General features: G+C 72.0%; 17 protein-coding genes. 9 read left to right on the top strand and 8 right to left on the bottom strand.

Going from position 1 to position 15,709, the window contains the following annotated elements:
- Positions 1-99 precede the first annotated feature (99 nt).
- Complete coding sequence (locus tag P5G59_RS09080; protein WP_301218164.1) at positions 100-4,869, bottom strand: ExeM/NucH family extracellular endonuclease; 4,770 nt, start codon at positions 4,867-4,869, stop codon at positions 100-102.
- Positions 4,870-5,037: 168 nt separating this feature from the next.
- On the opposite strand from P5G59_RS09080, the gene P5G59_RS09075 reads away from it, so the two are divergent.
- Positions 5,038-5,913 (top strand): LysR family transcriptional regulator, encoded by an 876-nt coding sequence (locus P5G59_RS09075; protein WP_301218162.1) that lies wholly within the window; start codon positions 5,038-5,040, stop codon positions 5,911-5,913.
- Between the two features lie 140 nt (positions 5,914-6,053).
- Positions 6,054-6,530, top strand: coding sequence for a DUF805 domain-containing protein (locus tag P5G59_RS09070; RefSeq protein WP_301218159.1), 477 nt, complete (start codon positions 6,054-6,056; stop codon positions 6,528-6,530).
- 19 nt (positions 6,531-6,549) lie between these two features.
- On the opposite strand, the gene P5G59_RS09065 is transcribed toward P5G59_RS09070, so the two are convergent.
- Positions 6,550-7,059: a nucleoside/nucleotide kinase family protein gene (locus tag P5G59_RS09065; RefSeq protein WP_301218157.1), complete on the bottom strand. Its 510-nt coding sequence runs from the start codon at positions 7,057-7,059 to the stop codon at positions 6,550-6,552.
- Positions 7,060-7,107: 48 nt separating this feature from the next.
- Positions 7,108-7,473 (bottom strand): META domain-containing protein, encoded by a 366-nt coding sequence (locus P5G59_RS09060; protein ID WP_301218155.1) that lies wholly within the window; start codon positions 7,471-7,473, stop codon positions 7,108-7,110.
- A gap of 146 nt (positions 7,474-7,619) precedes the next feature.
- Between P5G59_RS09060 and P5G59_RS09055 the strand changes: the two genes are divergently transcribed.
- From P5G59_RS09055 to P5G59_RS09045, 3 genes are read left to right on the top strand one after another with little or no spacing between them, the layout of a single operon-like run.
- A complete protein-coding gene (locus P5G59_RS09055) occupies positions 7,620-8,792 on the top strand; it encodes a toxic anion resistance protein (protein WP_301218153.1) in 1,173 nt (390 codons plus the stop codon).
- Positions 8,792-9,184 carry a DUF2200 domain-containing protein gene (locus P5G59_RS09050; RefSeq protein ID WP_301218150.1) on the top strand — a complete coding sequence of 131 codons (393 nt, stop codon included), beginning with the start codon at positions 8,792-8,794 and terminating at the stop codon, positions 9,182-9,184. The genes P5G59_RS09055 and P5G59_RS09050 overlap by 1 nt, the downstream gene beginning before the upstream one ends.
- Positions 9,185-9,227: 43 nt before the next feature.
- On the top strand, positions 9,228-9,401 hold the full coding sequence (locus P5G59_RS09045) for a hypothetical protein (protein ID WP_175338499.1): 174 nt from the start codon (positions 9,228-9,230) through the stop codon (positions 9,399-9,401).
- Between the two features lie 13 nt (positions 9,402-9,414).
- On the opposite strand, the gene P5G59_RS09040 is transcribed toward P5G59_RS09045, so the two are convergent.
- Genes P5G59_RS09040 through P5G59_RS09030 form a run of 3 tightly spaced genes read right to left on the bottom strand, consistent with a single transcriptional unit; the run spans position 9,415 to position 12,272 of the window.
- Positions 9,415-10,080 (bottom strand): class I SAM-dependent methyltransferase, encoded by a 666-nt coding sequence (locus tag P5G59_RS09040; RefSeq protein ID WP_301218146.1) that lies wholly within the window; start codon positions 10,078-10,080, stop codon positions 9,415-9,417.
- Between the two features lie 43 nt (positions 10,081-10,123).
- Positions 10,124-11,158, bottom strand: a complete 1,035-nt coding sequence (locus P5G59_RS09035; RefSeq protein ID WP_301218144.1) for an alpha/beta fold hydrolase — start codon at positions 11,156-11,158, stop codon at positions 10,124-10,126.
- A gap of 46 nt (positions 11,159-11,204) precedes the next feature.
- The gene (locus P5G59_RS09030) at positions 11,205-12,272 is read right to left on the bottom strand and encodes an NAD(P)H-dependent flavin oxidoreductase (protein ID WP_301218142.1); all 1,068 of its coding nucleotides are present in this window, start codon (positions 12,270-12,272) and stop codon (positions 11,205-11,207) included.
- 108 nt (positions 12,273-12,380) lie between these two features.
- On the opposite strand from P5G59_RS09030, the gene P5G59_RS09025 reads away from it, so the two are divergent.
- Positions 12,381-12,731 carry a cupin domain-containing protein gene (locus P5G59_RS09025; RefSeq protein WP_301218140.1) on the top strand — a complete coding sequence of 117 codons (351 nt, stop codon included), beginning with the start codon at positions 12,381-12,383 and terminating at the stop codon, positions 12,729-12,731.
- 102 nt (positions 12,732-12,833) lie between these two features.
- Positions 12,834-13,271 (top strand): VOC family protein, encoded by a 438-nt coding sequence (locus P5G59_RS09020; protein WP_301218138.1) that lies wholly within the window; start codon positions 12,834-12,836, stop codon positions 13,269-13,271.
- Here P5G59_RS09020 and P5G59_RS09015 read toward each other — a convergent pair.
- Positions 13,240-14,166: a universal stress protein gene (locus tag P5G59_RS09015; RefSeq protein WP_301218135.1), complete on the bottom strand. Its 927-nt coding sequence runs from the start codon at positions 14,164-14,166 to the stop codon at positions 13,240-13,242. The genes P5G59_RS09020 and P5G59_RS09015 overlap by 32 nt on opposite strands.
- Positions 14,167-14,319: 153 nt before the next feature.
- Between P5G59_RS09015 and P5G59_RS09010 the strand changes: the two genes are divergently transcribed.
- Positions 14,320-14,922: a TMEM175 family protein gene (locus tag P5G59_RS09010; RefSeq protein ID WP_301218132.1), complete on the top strand. Its 603-nt coding sequence runs from the start codon at positions 14,320-14,322 to the stop codon at positions 14,920-14,922.
- Here the strand turns inward: P5G59_RS09010 and P5G59_RS09005 are convergent.
- Positions 14,895-15,470 (bottom strand): dihydrofolate reductase family protein, encoded by a 576-nt coding sequence (locus P5G59_RS09005; protein ID WP_301218131.1) that lies wholly within the window; start codon positions 15,468-15,470, stop codon positions 14,895-14,897. The genes P5G59_RS09010 and P5G59_RS09005 overlap by 28 nt on opposite strands.
- Before the next feature lie 73 nt (positions 15,471-15,543).
- Between P5G59_RS09005 and P5G59_RS09000 the strand changes: the two genes are divergently transcribed.
- Entirely contained in the window at positions 15,544-15,681 is a 138-nt protein-coding gene (locus tag P5G59_RS09000) for a hypothetical protein (protein WP_301218129.1), read from the top strand.
- Positions 15,682-15,709 lie beyond the last annotated feature (28 nt).

Here is a 15,709-nt window from a genome sequence, read left to right as displayed (position 1 = left end):
GCGAAGGAACCGCGTCACTCCTCCTCCGTTCTCCACTGCTCCGGGAACGCGGAAACGCCGGGCGCGCCATCAGCGCGCCCGGCGTCCGCCGCGTTCCGGCTAGAACCAGCCGAAGATGCGGTCCAGCAGGTCGAGCAGCCAGTCGAGCACCGGGATGCCGGTGTGCGGCTTGTCGGCCTTCACCTTCAGTGTCGTCCAGCCGATCACGTCGCCCGTCGCGCTCTGCACCGACAGCTTGTGCTGGCCGTTGCCCGCGTCCTTCGGAAGCGTGAGCTTCAGGACGCCGTCCGCCGGCACCTGCACCCAGCCGCCGCCGACGTTCTGCGCCGGCGAGTACAGCCAGACGGAGACCCACTCGCCCGCGTGCGCGGCGCCCACGGTGACGCGGATCGCCTCACCCGGCTTGTAGGTGTCCTTGTCGACGGTCACCTTGTCCTCGAGCGCCTTCTTGAGCGCCGACTCCTTGGCGGCCTTGGGGTCGGTGCCCGGCTTCGGGTTCGACGGGGCGTCGGCCACGGCGAGCGGGACGCGCACGACCGTTCCCGAGTCCGGCGCGGTCAGCACCAGCGTGCTGGCGCCTGCCGCATCCGCCGGGACCGTGAAGGTCACCGTCGCGTTGCCCGCGGCGTCCACCGGGGCGGAGCCGAGAGCGGCCGAGCCGTTCCAGGTGAGGTCCAGCTTCGTGTTGGCCGGGCTGCCGAGCGAGGTCAGGTTCAGCTTGGACACCTGGAGGGTGACCTGCTGGCCGCGCTGCAGCGTGCCGGTCGGCACCCCGCTGACGCCGACGCCGAGCTTCGCGAAGCTGGGCGAGAGCGGGCTGTTCTTCTGGATGTAGGAGATCCAGGCGTCCCGGTCGATCAGGCCGGAGTCCTTGGTGTCCTTCCCTGCCGCGAAGGCGCGGAAGTTGTCACCGCCCTGGAGCAGGAAGGAGAACGACCCGATGCGGTACGACTTCGCCGGGTCGATCGGCTTCCCATTCACGATGATGCTCGTGATGCGGTCGCCCTCGGCGCGGCCGGCGTCGTACGTGTACGAGACGTTCTTCGACAGCCCCAGGTTGAGGAACGGCCGGCTCGGCACGGTGCCGTCGGCGTTGCGCTGCCACTGCTGCTCGAGCGCCTGCTTGAACTGGGCCCCGGTGAGGGTCGTGGTCCACAGGTTGTTCACGAACGGCAGCACCGCGTTGGCCTGGGCGTAGGTGACGCTGCCGTCGGTGCCGTAGAGCAGCTCCGCACGGAGGCCGCCCGGGTTGACGACGCCGATCTCGGCGCCACCGAGCTCCGCCGGCGACAGGGTCGACAGCAGGGAGTCGGCGACGAGGTTCCCGAGGGTGGACTCGCTCATCCGGTCATCGCGCGCACCGTTCAGGTAGGCGGTGGTGATGTCCTTCGTCACCGAGCCGACCTTCTGGTTGCCGATCACGGCCGCATCCGCGAGCGCCTTGTCGACGATCGTCTTGACCGCCGCGACCCGCGGGTACGCGGCGACGAGGGCGGTGTCGGCGTCCGTCGTGCGGGCGACGTTGCGGGCGGTGTAGGCGGTGACCGCGTCCGACTCCGGGTCGACCGTCAGCGTGATCTGGCCGATGTTCTCGCCATAGCTGCCGGTCTGGAGGATCGGGCGGGTCTTGCCGGAGACACCCGGGATCGGGGCGTCCCACGCGTACTGCTTGTGCGTGTGACCGGTGAAGATCGCCGAGACCTTCGCACTCGTCTTGGTGACGATGTCGGCGAACGCTCCGCCCGCCGCCACCTCCTGGTCGAGCGTCGCACCCTCGGGCGTGCCGAAGCCGGCGCCCTCGTGGTACTCGGCCACGATCACATCCGCCTCGCCGTTGGACGGGTCGCCGTCGGTGAGCTGGCCGGCGACGCGGTTGACCGCATCCACCGGGTCGCCGAAGTCGACCGTCGAGACTCCGCCGGGCGAGACCAGGGTCGGGGTCTCCTCGGTGACCGCGCCGATGACGCCGACCGTCAGGCCGTCGACCTGGAAGGTCGCGTACTCGGGCAGCGCCGGGTCCTTCGTGCCCTTCTTGTAGACGTTCGCGCCGAGGTAGGAGAACGCCGCGGCGTCCTTCACACGCCCGGTCAGGTCGGCGTAGCCCTTGTCGAACTCGTGGTTGCCGACCGCGCTCGTCTTGAGGTCGAGGGCGTTCAGCACGTCGATCGTCGGGATGTCGCCGGCCGAGGCCGAGGCGAACAGGGAGGCGCCGATGTTGTCGCCCGCGGAGAGGAAGAGCGAGTTGGCCTCGCCCGCCTCTGAACGGAGCTTCTCGATCGTGCCCGCGAACTTCACGGTGTTGGCGTCGATCCGGCCGTGGAAGTCGTTGATGTTCATCAGGTTGAGCGTCACCGGCTTCGGCAGGAGCCCGAGCCCCACGACGATCGGGTCGTGGTCGGAGGACCGGTACGGTCCTGGCTCGTAGAAGTTCGTGACGTTGTAGTTGTAGCGGCTGTACTCCAGCGCCACCGACTCGCCCGAGTTGATGTTCCAGACGTCCGCGCCGGTGATCGTGCTGTTCAGCGCGGGCGAGGCGAGCACGTGGTCGAGGGAGCCGACCGTGCCGCCGAAGGAGTACGTGGCCTTCGACGTGCGGGTGCTGACCTGGTCGACGTAGCCGGCGTCGGTCAGGACCTTGATCGGGTCCTCCTTCAGGTACGCGTTGAAGTCGCCGATGAGGAGCACCTTGTCGGTCTTCAGCGCCGCCTTGCGCTCGTCGGCGAAGGCCACCAGGGCCTGCGCCTGCTTGACGCGCGAGGCGTTCGAGGCGCCCTGTCCGTCGCCCTGGTCCGCGTCGGCGCCCGAGCCGGAACCCTTCGACTTGAAATGGTTCACGATCGCGAGGAACGCCGTGGAGTCCTTCGCGCCGACCTTCTTGAAGGCCTGCGCGAGCGGCTGTCGGGCATTGGAGAAGGCCGGGTCGTCGAGGATCTTCGACGCGCCGACCGGCTCCGCGGTCGCCTTCTTGTAGATGAACGCGGTGCGGATGACGTCCTCGGTCGCCGGCAGTGCCGACGGGGACTTCACGTAGCCCCAAACCTCTCCGCCTGCGGCCGCATTGAGCGCCGCCACGAGGGTGCTGAGGGCGGAGTCGCGGTCCTCGCCGAAGCGGGCCGAGTTCTCGATCTCCTCCAGCGAGACGACGTCCGCCGTGAGGCCGTTGATGGCCGAGACGATCTTGTCCTGCTGGCGCTTCAGATTCTCCGCGTTCGCGGCACCGCGGGCGTCGCAGCCGCTGTTGACCGTGATGGGGTTGCCGTCGCGGTCGGTGTAGAACGTGCAGCCGGTCAGCTGGTCACCGGTGGTGGTGAAGTAGTTGAGCACGTTGAAGGTCGCCAGGCGCAGGTCGCCTCCGACGTTCTCCGGGGCCGCCGCTCGGGTGTTGGTGAACGTCACCGGCTGGACCGCGTCCGCGTTCGCCGGGGTCAGCTCGCTGGTCGGCTGGAACTTCCACGTGTTGTTGCGGTAGTCGAGGATGACCGGCTTGGTGAACGCGACCGGGGCGCCCACGCGCACCGGGTTCGTGACCGACAGGTAGGGCAGCGGCTTCGACTTGTTCGCGTTGCTGAGGAAGTTGGTCGACGCGCCGTCGTCGAGCGTGACCGCGCGCGCCGCGTTGTCGGCGACGACGGCGGTGTACTCCGCGGTGCCGGGGCGCGCGGCCTCGGTCGGCTGCACGAGCGGCTTGTCGCCCGCCGCAAGACCGATCTCGCCGTACTGGTTCGCCGAGTAGACGTCGGTGACGGTGAACGCGCCCTGCGGCGCGATCAGCATGCCCTCCAGGCTCTCGCGCTGCGCCGCGGTCGCGGGCAGGCCGACGGTCGCCGGCACCGGTGCGGTGACGGTCGAGGCGTCGAGCTTGGTCACACCGGTCGCGGTGATCTCCGTGAGCCCGTTGAACTCGCTGACCGCTCCGGTGACCTTCACGTAGTCGCCCGCGGCGACCTGTCCGGCGAAGGACGAGCCGAAGACGAAGACGGCGTCGGACGCGGTGTGCGTCGCGAGGTCGACCGCGCCGCCGGTGCCCGGGGTCTGGATGTAGAAGCCGTTGAAGCCGCCGGTCGCGTACTGCGCGGTCACGACGCCGGAGGTGGTCACCGTGGTTCCCGCCTTCGGGCTTGTGTCGCCGGTGCCCTGGATCTCGGCGATCGGGAGGGTGTCTCCCGGGGTGCCGGGGTCGCCGGTCCCGGGGTCTCCCGTGCCCGGGTCGCCGGGCGCCGACGCCGCGTTCTGCGGGGTGATCGTCGCGCTCAGGGTGAAGTCGGCGCTGTTGTCGTCCGTGTCCTTCGCGCTCGTGCGCACCAGCGACTTCACGTCGGTGTTGCCGCTGGGTGCGGTCGCCTTCGCGGTCTCGAACGTGTTGGAGGTGCCGTAGCCGAGGAGATCGGCGACGCTCGCGTTCCCGGTCACCGAGCCGGTCGGCAGCGTGAGGGCGGAGGCCGTCTTGGCCAGGATCAGCGTGCCCGTCGTGCCGCTGGGGTTCAGGGCGTTGCTCGCCAGGTCCGGCGTCGGCAGCGCCTGGCCGTTCGAGCCGTTGGAGCCGCCGCCGACGAGGTAGTAGCCCTTCGCGCCGATCGAGCCGGTCAGCGGCACGACGCCGGTGGAGGCCGCCGTGCCGGTCGCGGGGCGGTACTGCAGGCTCCAGCCGGCCAGGCTGACCGCGCTGTCGCCCGGGTTGTAGAGCTCGACGAACTTGTTCGTGAAGGCCGCCCCGGCGCTGCCGCCGGAGAGGTAGGCCTCATTGATGACGACACCGCTGCCGTCCGTGCTGGCGAACGCGGGGGTCGCGACGAGCGCACCGGCCGCGAGGCCGGCTCCCGCGATGGCGGCGGCCGCGGCGCGCGCCAGCCTGCCGAATCTGGTTGACATTGTTCTCCTCGGTCGGTGAGGTGCGTGTGGGATGGTCCGCGGCCAACGTAGAGAATCCGTCGAACGGGACTGTTTCTCGTGTGTGAACGTACAGAAAACTCGTTCAGGGGTAGACCGCTCATTTGAGCACCGACCGGGTGACGTTCGCGATGCGCCATGATGAGAGGCATGCGGATCGACGAGATCGCCCACTTCCGGGCCCTGGCAGCGGAGGGCCATCCGGCCCTCGCCGCCGAGACCCTCGGCGTCTCGCAGTCGACCCTCACGCGCTCGCTGGCCCGGCTGGAGCAGGAGATGGGCGTCGAGCTGTTCGAACGCCGCCGCGGGCACCTGGAGCTGAACCAGTACGGCGAGATCCTCCTCGCCCACGCGGTCCGGGCCGAGTCGGAGCTGGAGAACGCCCGCGCCCGCATCGCGGCCCTGCGGGACCCGTCCGGCGGGACCGTGTCCATCGGCTACGTGTCGTCGTTCGGCGGCTGGCTCATCCCGCGCGTGATCAGCGAGTACCGCGCGCTGTTCCCCGACATCCGGTTCGTGCTGAGCGGCGGGACGGCCGACACCGTGCTCGACGCGCTGCGCGACGGCGCGACGGACGTGGCGTTCCTCAGCCCCGACCCGCGCGATCCCGAGATCGAGTGGCTGCCGCTCACCGCCGAGCGGCTCGTGCTCGGCGTGCCCGAGGGGCATCCGCTCGCCGAGCGGGATGCCGTGAGCGTGCCCGACCTCGAGCCCTACGACCTCGTCGCGCTGCGCACCGGGTCCGGCCTCCGGCACATCGCCGACGCCTACTTCGCCGCCCACGGGGTCGTGATGGATCCGGTGATCGAGGTGAGCGAGCTCTCCACGCTGCGCGGACTGGTGCGGGACGCGGTCGGGGTCGCCCTCATCCCGGACACCCCGGCCGAGCCCGGGATCGTCGCGGTGCCTCTGCGGGACGAGGCGACGCGCGTGATCGGCCTCGCCCGCAACCGCACCCGGTCGCAGTCGGCCGCGGCGGAGCAGTTCGCCCGCTTCGTGCACGAGGAGCTCGACTCCCTCGGCTGAGCCCCGTCGAGGGGTCGTCACGGCGCTGGCCCACCGGCAATGGAGGACACGCCACGTCACGAAAGACGCACAGGTCGCTCCCATGCGATTGACTGTGCCCGCTCCACCTCACCGACCACGTGGCTTGGAAAGGACTCCCCGTGACGTCTCCGCAGTATCAGCCCGCACCGCCCGCACAGAGCGGCGCCGGCGAGACCCCGCTCTGGGCCCCGCTGTACGGCGCCTCGCTCCCCCAGGCGTTCCAGCGTTTCTTCAAGAAGTACGCGGACTTCAGCGGCCGCGCCAGCCGCAGCGAGTACTGGTGGTGGTACCTCGTCAGCTTCCTGGTCACGGTCGCCCTGGAGCTGCTGGCCCTCGCGCTGGGCGGCCGGGGCACTTTCGTCAACGCCGACGGGGCGTCGACGCCCGGCCCCTTGTTCTGGGTGCCGAGTCTGCTCATCCTCGTGTGGACCTTCGGGACGCTGGTGCCGTATCTCTCGCTCACCTGGCGCCGCCTGCACGACGCCAACCTGCCGGGGCCGCTGTTCTTCCTCGGCTTCATCCCGTTCGTCCTGCTCATCCTCACGCTGCTGCCCTCCAAGCCCGAGGGCGCGCGCTTCGACCGCCCTCGGGCCTAGCGCTGACCGGGCCGGCGCCTCAGCAGGAGTCGGCCCACAGCCGGCGCGGCCGCTCGGGGTCGGTGTCGTCAAGCAGGACGGACGCGACCTCGCGCGGCGCGCCGAGCGGGTCCTTCTGGCCGGTCGTGACGAACGACCAGTCAGGGCTCCGCTCCGGGTCGTGCTCGACCCACAGCGAGAAGTTCCAGAAGCCGCGGAAGTCCGGCCCGAGCAGCCCGGGGCCGTCGACGACGAGCACCGCGTCGCGCGACCGGAACGCGCCGACCACGTCCGTCCGGAAATCGTCGGCGCCGGTCTCCAGCGAGCGCGTCGTCCGCTCCGCCTCCTGGCCCGCGTCGCGCAGCGCCGCCGCGAACCCGTCGGCGATCCGGCCGGGATCGGCGTCCGGCACCCCGGTGACCGCGACGAACCGGGGTCCGTGCGTGTAGTGCTGCAGGAACTCCCGGGCCACCTCCGCGAAGAACTCCCGCGTCCCGGTGCCTACTCCGCCCGTCTCGCTCATCGCGCTCCCTCCGTCGTCGTCCGACATCCGGAACGCTACGCGCCCGCCGCCCATTCCGGCACCGCGCGCCGACGCTCAGTCGTTGCGGTCGAGCCGCCCGATCGACTTCCCCGACGAGTCGTACATCGTCATGATGTTGCCGTCGACGGTGCCCTTCTCGGCCTTCGACATCCACGTGTCCACGTCGCTGCACTGCTTCTGGGTCATGGCCACCGTGCCGAGCTCGATCGTGTTGCCGGAGATGGTGCCCTTTCCGGTCATCGTGTTGCAGCCGTCGGAGCCACTGTAGGAGCCGTCGGAATTGACGATCAGGTTCGGCTGCCCCGGATCGGTGCTGCCCCACTTGCCCGAGACGTCCGTGCCGCCCTGCGGGCTGGTGCACGCCGTGAGGAGCAGGGCGGCGAAGAGGGCCGCCAGTCCGGCCGTGCGCATCCTGTTCATGGCCCCGGAGGCTACGCGCGGCAGGGACGCGGTGGCTAGACACGATCGACGGACGCCCTGAGTGTTCCCTGCGACCCCTGCCCAGCGGCCGAATCGCGATATATCGTGTCAGCACGGACCTGTCACCGTGTGGGGAGGAGCAGCGCATGAACGTCGCACCCGAGGAACCGTTGCGGCCCCCGGAGGCCGTGCCCGAGCTGCCGGAGGACCAGGCCGTCGGCATGGTCGCCGTATCGCCCGAGCGCGAGGCGGAGCTCGAGACGCGAGCGCGCGACTTCATCCGAGAGCTCGCCGCCGCCGAGCCGGGCAGCGAGGCCTTCACCCGCAAGATCATCGGCTTCTCGCACCTCGGCGACGCCGAGATGCGCGCGTCGAGCGACGCCTCCCGGCAGCTGCTCGACCGGCCCGCCGCGTCGCTCGCCGCCGCCCGCGGCAAGCAGATCAAGACGGACCCGCAGTACGGGGTCATCCGGACGCTGCAGGAGCTCCGAGCCACGGTCAGCGACTTCGACCCCCAGCACCTCACCGGCCGCAACCGGATGCTCACGCGGATGCCCGGCGGCCGCCGCCTGCGCGCCTACGTGCAGCGCTTCGAGTCGGCGCAGAAGCAGCTCGACGGCATCGTCGCCGCGCTCGACCACGGCGAGGAGTGGCTGCGCCGCGACAACGTCGAGATCGAGAAGGAGCGCGCGGCACTCTGGAAGACGACCGAGCGGCTCAACGAGTACGTCGTGCTGGCCGCCGCGCTCGACCGCGCCACCGTCGAGGCCGCAGCGGACCTGCGCATGACCGACCCCGACCGCGCGACGCTGCTGGAGAAGGAGGCGCTGTTCCCCATCCGCCAGCGCCGCCAGGACCTGACCACCCAGATCGCCGTCTCCGTGCAGGCCTACCTCGCGCTCGACGTGATCAAGAAGAACAACGTCGAACTCATCAAGGGCGTCGACCGGGCCAAGACCACCACCGTCTCCGCACTGCGCACCGCCGTCGTGGTCGCGCAGGCGCTGGAGAACCAGCGCCTGGTCATCGACCAGCTGTCCGCGCTGCACCAGAGCACGAACGCGCTCATCGGCCGCACCGGCGAGGTGCTGCGCACCCAGACCGAGCAGGTGCAGAAGGAGCAGACCTCCTCGGCCGTCGACGTGGAGGTGCTGCAGCGCGCCTTCGACGACGTCTTCGCGACCATGGACAGCATCGACACCTACCGGAACGAGGCGATCGGCAGCATGGAGCGGACGGTGGACGCTCTCGACCAGCAGATCGCGCGCTCGCGGCAGTACCTGCGCCGGTCGCGGCCGACGACGGAACGGAGGCCGTGATGCCCATGGACCGGCTGTTCCGGATGAGCTTCGCGAGCATCCATCCCCTCTACGTGGCGAAGGTGGAGCGCAAGGGCCGCAGCGCCGACGACGTCGACACCGTCATCTGCTGGCTGACCGGCTACGACCGGGACGGGCTGCGCGCCGCGATCGACGACGGCCGCGACCTCGAGACGTTCTTCGCCGAGGCGCCGCACCTGAACCCGGACGCGTCGCTGATCACCGGCGTCATCTGCGGGGTGCGCGTGGAGGAGATCGAGGACCCGCTCACGCAGCGCATCCGCTACATGGACAAGCTCGTGGACGAGGTGGCCCGCGGCAAGAAGATGTCGTCGATCCTGCGCGGCGCGAACGCGGGCGCCGCCCTGGCGGACCGCACCACCGGCCGCTAGCCTCGCACCAGGCGGCCACCGCGGCCGCGGATCGGAGGACATCGTGGACGACCTTCGCGGTTCGGCGAACGAACGCCTCGCCCGCCTCGACTCGGTGGTGGCCGGCGGCGAGACGTCGGAGGAGTGGCTCATCCGCCAGCTCCGCGCGGCCCTGCTGGAGCTCTCGGAACTGGAGCCGGTGGTCGACGCGGAGCAGGACCGGCGCGAGGACTACTGATCGGGGCCGCCCCTCAAACCCGCGCGACCCCCGCGATGTGCGTGTTGAACGGGACGAACGGCGTGCGCAGCCGGTAGCGCTCCACCTCCACCTCGGCGAACCCGGCGGCGCGGATGGCGCCCTCCAGGTCGCGCTCGCACGAGCAGCCCTCGAAGGTCCACGCCCACGGGCGGCGCAGCACGCGCTGGGTGGTGCGCGTCGCGGTGCCGTCGGGGGCGGCGACGTGCTCGGCGAAGCGGAAGGTGCCACCGGGGCGGAGGATGCGGCGCACCTCGGCGAGCGCGGCGGCCGGGTCGGCGACCGAGCACAGCACGAGCGACGAGATGACGGTGTCGGCGCTCGCGTCCGGCAGGCCGGTGCGCTCGGCGGTGCGCTCGTGGAGGTCGAGCCGGATGCCGTGGCGGCGTGCGGCGGCCCGCAGTCCGGCTTGCATGGCGCGGTTGGGTTCGATGGCGACGAGGGTCGCACCGGCGGGCAGGTACGGAAGGTTGGCGCCGACGCCGGGGCCGAGTTCGACGACCCGGTCCCCCAGCCCGGCGAAGACGCGCCGCTTGCGGGGGCCGAGTTCCGCATCCAGGTACGGGCCCATCGCCCGGAAGAACGCGGCGTTGAAGCGGCCTCGCCCGGCGTGCTGGCGGAAGCCGGTGTCGGACCCGGTGTCGGCGATGCTCTCGGTCATGCGTCCACTCTGGCCGCGCACCGCAGGCCGGGCAGGCGTGGAGTCACCCCACTTCGCCGCGGCCGGCCTCCTGCTGCTCCACGAACCAGGCTGCCACCTGCGCCCGCGACCGGAACCCGAGCCGCAGCAGGATACGCTCGACGTGCCCCTCGGCGGAGCGCTCGTCGATGCCGAGCCGGGCGGCGATCTGCCGGTTGGTGCAGCCCTCGGCGATCAGGGCGGCGACCTCGCGCTGCCGCGGGGTCAGCGTCCCCGGCGCGGTCCGTGCGACCCGCAGCCCGAGGAAGCGGCGGATGGTCGCCACCAGCTCCGGAGCGTCTCCCGCCCACGGGAGGTGCGACCGGCCCGGCAGCACCACCAGCTCCGCGCCCGGGATGCCGGCCGCGAGCGCCTCCGCCTGGGCGACGGGGGCCGCGCGGTCCAGGACGCGGTGCACCACCAGGGTCGGCGCGCGCACCGAGCCGAGCAGGTCGGAGACGTCGAGCCGGTAGCTGAGGGCGAGCAGCGCCCGCGCGGTCTGCGCGTCGGACGACTCGCGCTGGTACCGGCCGAAGCGCGCGCGGGCGGCGGCCGGGGCGTCGGGGGCGAAGATGTCGGTCAGCACGTCCGAGCCGAGACCCCAGTGCGACTCCACCAGCCCCAACACGTGCTCGCGGGCGCTCGGCGGCGACACGGCGTCGCCGGAGACCCAGCCGCCGTACAGCACGAGTCGGCGGACGGTTCCGGGATGCGCGGCTGTCCACGCCACGGCGACCAGCGCCCCGAGGGAGGCGCCGACGAGGTCGAACGGCTCCGGGCCGAGCGGCGCGACGACGGCGGCCAGCTGCTCGAGCTCGTAGTCCAGCGACGGCGGCCTCCCGGTCGCGGGCGACAGGCCGCAGCCGGCACGGTCGTAGCGGACCAGCCGGACGCCCTCGGCCATCCCCTCGAGGAAAGCCCGCTCCGGCGGCAGCTCCCAGCCCCGTTCGAGGTGACTGAGCCAGCCGGAGACGTACACGACCGGACGGCCCTCGCCGACGGTGGCGACGGCCAGCTCGGTGCCGTCGGTCGTCGTGACCCGACTCAGTCGCTGCTGCACGCGACCATTCTGGCGGGCGCGCGCCGCGGCGGCACGGGCCTTCTCGCTAGCGCGGTGCGCTCGGCAGGCCGGCGGCGAGCTCCGCGAACACCTCCACGGCGTCGTCGTGACGGGCGAGACCGGCGCTCTGCCCCATCCACAGAGACAGCAGATCCGCCTCGCCCTGCTGCGACGCCGCCCGGCGGAAGACGCCGGTGAGGATGTTCTGCAGCGGGAACGGCGCGATGGCGCCCGACCGCTCGATGGTGCGGACGGCACGGTTCGGCAGCCCGCGCGCCGAACGCCCGCTCATGGCCCGGGTCAGCACGGTCTCGTGCGCCTGCGCCGAGCGGATGCGGTCGCGGTGCACCGCGGGCGCGACCGACTGGCGGGTGGCGAGGAAGGCCGAGCCGACCTGCACGGCGCTCGCACCGAGGGCGAACGCGGCGGCCACGCCGCGGCGGTCCGCGATGCCTCCCGCGGCGATGACGGGGACGTCGACGGCGTCGACGACCTGCGGGATGAGCGAGAAGCTCCCCACCAGGCTCGACTCGGGGTCGGCGAGGAACGACGGGCGATGCCCGGCCGCCTCGGCTCCGGATGCGACCACCGCATCCACTCCACCCTCCTGCAGCGCCACCGCCTCGGGCACGGTCGTCGCGGTGCCGACCACGCGGATGCCGCGGCGGTGCGCTTCCTCGACCAGCTCGGGCGACGGGACGCCGAAGACGAAGCTCAGGACGGCTGGGCGCGCCGCGAGGGCGGCCTCCAGCTGCAGGTCGAAGCCCGGCAGCGGCGCGACCGGCCAGCCCGGGACCTCGGCGCCGGCCTCCTCGAACAGCGGGCGGAGGGCGTCGACGGCGCGGTCGTAGTCGCCGCGATCGAAGCCCTCACCCGGCGCGGCCTCGCCCGGGCGCCGGAGCGGAAGCCACAGATTGAGGGCGAACGGGCGCGAGGTCCGCTCCCGCAGCTCGCGGGCGACCTCGGCGATGCGGTCGGGCCCGAGGCCGTAGAGGCCGAAAGAGCCCAGGCCGCCTATCTCGCTGACGGTCGCGGTCAGCTCGACCGACGACATCCCGCCGAACGGGCCGAGCACGAGCGGCGTCTCGATGCCGAGCAGGCTGGTCAGATCCATCGGGAGCGTCCCTCCTTCGCCGCGAAGCCGTTGCGGTGTCGCAACTGCCGGCACGATCCTAGCGCGCGGGTCTGGCCGGGAGCCCGCCGCCGGAGCTACCCTGCGGGCGTGGACGACGACGACCCGGTGGTCAGCAACCCCGCGCACTACTCGGTGCTGTGGGAGAACGACCGCGTCCGCGTCCTGGCGTACCGTGACGAGCCGGGCGACCGGACGACAGAGCACCGGCATCCCGACTCGGTCATGGTCACGCTGACCGCGTTCTCCCGCCGCCTCGAATCCGGCGGCCGCAGCGCCGACGTCGAGCTGCCCGCCGGACAGGCGGTGTGGATCCCGGCGCAGACGCACGCGGGAAGCAACACCGGGGACACGCCGACGCGCACGATCATCGTGGAGCTGAAGGGCGGCAGCGGAGCCGAGCAGGGCGGCGCCACGCTCGGACCGACCATTCCCGGCTAGCGACCGCGGCGTCCCGTCACGTCTGCGCCTGCTCGCGCACCCGCAGACGACCCGAATCGCAGCAGTCGGCGCGGCGGCCGGGCCGCTGGTAGCATCCCGCGCATGGCCATCCACCTGGAGAATGTCGGCATCGCGGTCCGCGACCTGGAGGAGGCGATCTCGTTCTTCACCGACCTCGGGCTGACGGTGGTCGGCCGCGACACGGTGAGCGGCGAGTGGACGGACACCGCCGTCGGCCTCGACGGCAACCACGCGAACATCGCCATGCTGCAGACGCCCGATGGGCAGGGCAGCCTCGAACTGTTCGAGTACCTCCACCCGGACGCGATCGAGACGGAGCCGACGCTTCCGAACGAGATCGGGATGCACCGCGTCGCGTTCTCGGTCGACGACATCGACGAGGCGCTCGCGATCGCGGCGAAGCACGGCTGCCGTCCGCTGCGCGGTGTCGCGAACTACCGCGACATCTACAAGCTGACGTACCTGCGCGGACCGAGCGGCATCCTGGTCATGCTGGCGCAGGATCTGACGAAGGGCTGACGGAGACCGTCGCGGCCCGCGCGATCACCACCGGCAGGCGTGCGCGCAGCAGCACGTCGTGACCGACTGACCCGAGCACGACACGCTTCACGCCGCGCCGGTCGTGCGTGCCCAGCACGAGCATCCTGGCGCCGTGCGCCTCGGAGACGAGGCCGGCCGACGGCGCCGCCTCGACCACGCGCGTGCGCACGACGAGCCGGAGGTGCCGCCGGCGGGCGCGGTCGACGGCATCCTCGACGATCCGCTCCCGCACATCGCCCACCGTGGCCGGGCCGGCAGGTTGGCGCCCGTCGCGCACCGCACCCACGGCGTAGCCCGCGTACACGACCACCAGCGGCTCTCCCAGCCGCGCGGCCTCGTCGGCCGCGAAGTCCACCGCCGGCCCGGTCGGAGGCTCCCCGTCGACGCCGACGACGACCCCGTGCCCGTGACCGCGCCAGCCGTGCGGGACCGCCACCACCGTGCACGCGGCCGCGGACGCGACCCTCGCCGCGATCGAGCCGGCCAGGGCGCGCTGCGTCCGCGCGGCGGGCGGAGTGCCGACGACCAGGAGCACGGCTCCGGCGGAGGCCGTCACGACGTCGCGTCCGGCGTGCCCGACCACGACCCGGCTGCGGATCTCCGGCTCCGCGCGCGGCGGGTCGGCGTCCGCGTGCTCCAGGTGCAGTGCGGCACGGGCGCGCCGCAGCGCGTACCGCTCCTCCTCCGCGACCAGCGCACGCCCGGCGAGCGTCAGCATCCGGCCCGACTGCTCCCCGCTGTCGGCGAACGAGCGCTCGACGACGTGGATGAGCTCCAGCCTCGCCGGCATCCACGCGGCACGGGCGGCGGCCCAGTCGAGGGCGGCGCGGTGCTCCGGCTCCCCGTCCACCGCCACCATGATCGTGTCCGCCATCGGCCCCTCCGCGTGCTCGCCGTGACACGACAAACGGTAGCGTCCCGGCGCGCCCACGGCACGGTCGCGTGCCATCCCGGGCAGCCGCGGGCAGAATCGTCGCGAGCGCGCGCGACGGGGTGCGCGCCGCGACGGCGCAGCGACGGAGGAACCGTGACGAAGGTCAGGCTGGAAGCGTTCAGCGACGGCGTGCTGGCGGTCGCCATCACCCTCCTCGTGCTCGACCTGCACCTGGAGCCGAGCCGGGAGCACAGCCTGCTGGCGCAGCTGCTCGCGGCGTGGCCGTCGTTCGCCGCGTACGTCGTCAGCTTCCTCGTGATCGGCGTGATCTGGGTGAACCACCACTCGATCTTCCGGCTGACCACCTCCGTCGACCGGCTGCTGCTGTTCTGGAACCTCATCCTGCTGATGTTCGTCACGGCCATCCCGTTCACCACCTCCACGCTCTCCGGCGCCCTGGTGGAGGGCGACCCCGCCGACATCCGCGTCGCCGCCGTGCTGTACGGGGGCGTGTGCACGGGTTTCGCCGTGGCGTTCACGCTCCTGTACGGGCGCATCACGCTCGGCGCGGTGCGGGCGGGGGCGATGCAGCCTCCGGTCCGGCGTGCCGCGCTGCTGCGGTTCGGGGCGGGGACGCTGTTCTACCCGCTGCTCACCGTCATCGGCGTGCTCTACGCCCCGGCGATGCTCGTCGGGTTCGCGGCGCTGAGCGTGTACTACCTGTTCAATCAGACCGGGACGGCGGAGTCCGCGTAGCGCAGCCTCCGGTACTCCTCGTAGACGACCCGGCCGCCGAAGGTGCGCGTGCCGACCAGGGCGAGCGGCAGCCGCTGGTCGAGGTCCGGCCAATAGCGGGTGCCCCTGCCGATGACCACGGGGTAGCGGAACAGCCGGTACTCGTCGACGAGATCGAGCCGGATCGCCTCGGCGGCGAGGTCCGCTCCGCCGATCGAGACGTCGCCCTCCGCCGAGGCGAGGGCGGCCGCCACCTCCTCCTCGACCGAGCCGGTCGCCAGGCGGGCGTTGCCCTCGACCTCGGTCAGCGTGCGGCTGAAGACGACCTTCGGGAGCGCCGCCCAGCTCTCCGCGAACGCCGCGCCCGACCGCGGAGCGCGCAGGGACGGGTCGGTGTCCCACACGCGCATCGTCTCGTACAGCCGGCGCCCCAGCAGGTAGCCGCCCAGCCGCGCCACCTGCCCGGCCTGGAAGCGGAACTGCTCGTCACCCGGCGCCGTGAAGTCGAACGCGCCCTCGTCGTCGGCGATGAAGCCGTCGGCCGAGACCCCCATCGAGTAGATCAGCACGGGATCACGGTAGTGCGCGGCAGGCGCGGAATGAAGCCTCCGCTCGTATAGTGCAGATAGCGGAGGGAGCGACATGGCCAGGCACAGGCGGGAGCAGGAGGCGTCCGACGCCGCGGAGGCGGAGGCCCTCGCGGCCGTCCGCGCGACCGAGTCCGACGACTCGTTCGTCGACGCCGACGAAGAGCTCGAGGCCGACGAGGAGCGCGACTAGCGCCCTGCCGCAGCCGTCAACTCCTGAG

It is taken from the genome of Leifsonia virtsii (assembly GCF_030433675.1).
GTDB classification, from domain to species: domain Bacteria; phylum Actinomycetota; class Actinomycetes; order Actinomycetales; family Microbacteriaceae; genus Leifsonia; species Leifsonia virtsii.
Note: the sequence above shows the minus strand (reverse complement) of the source record. Positions and strands in the feature narration are given on the sequence as shown.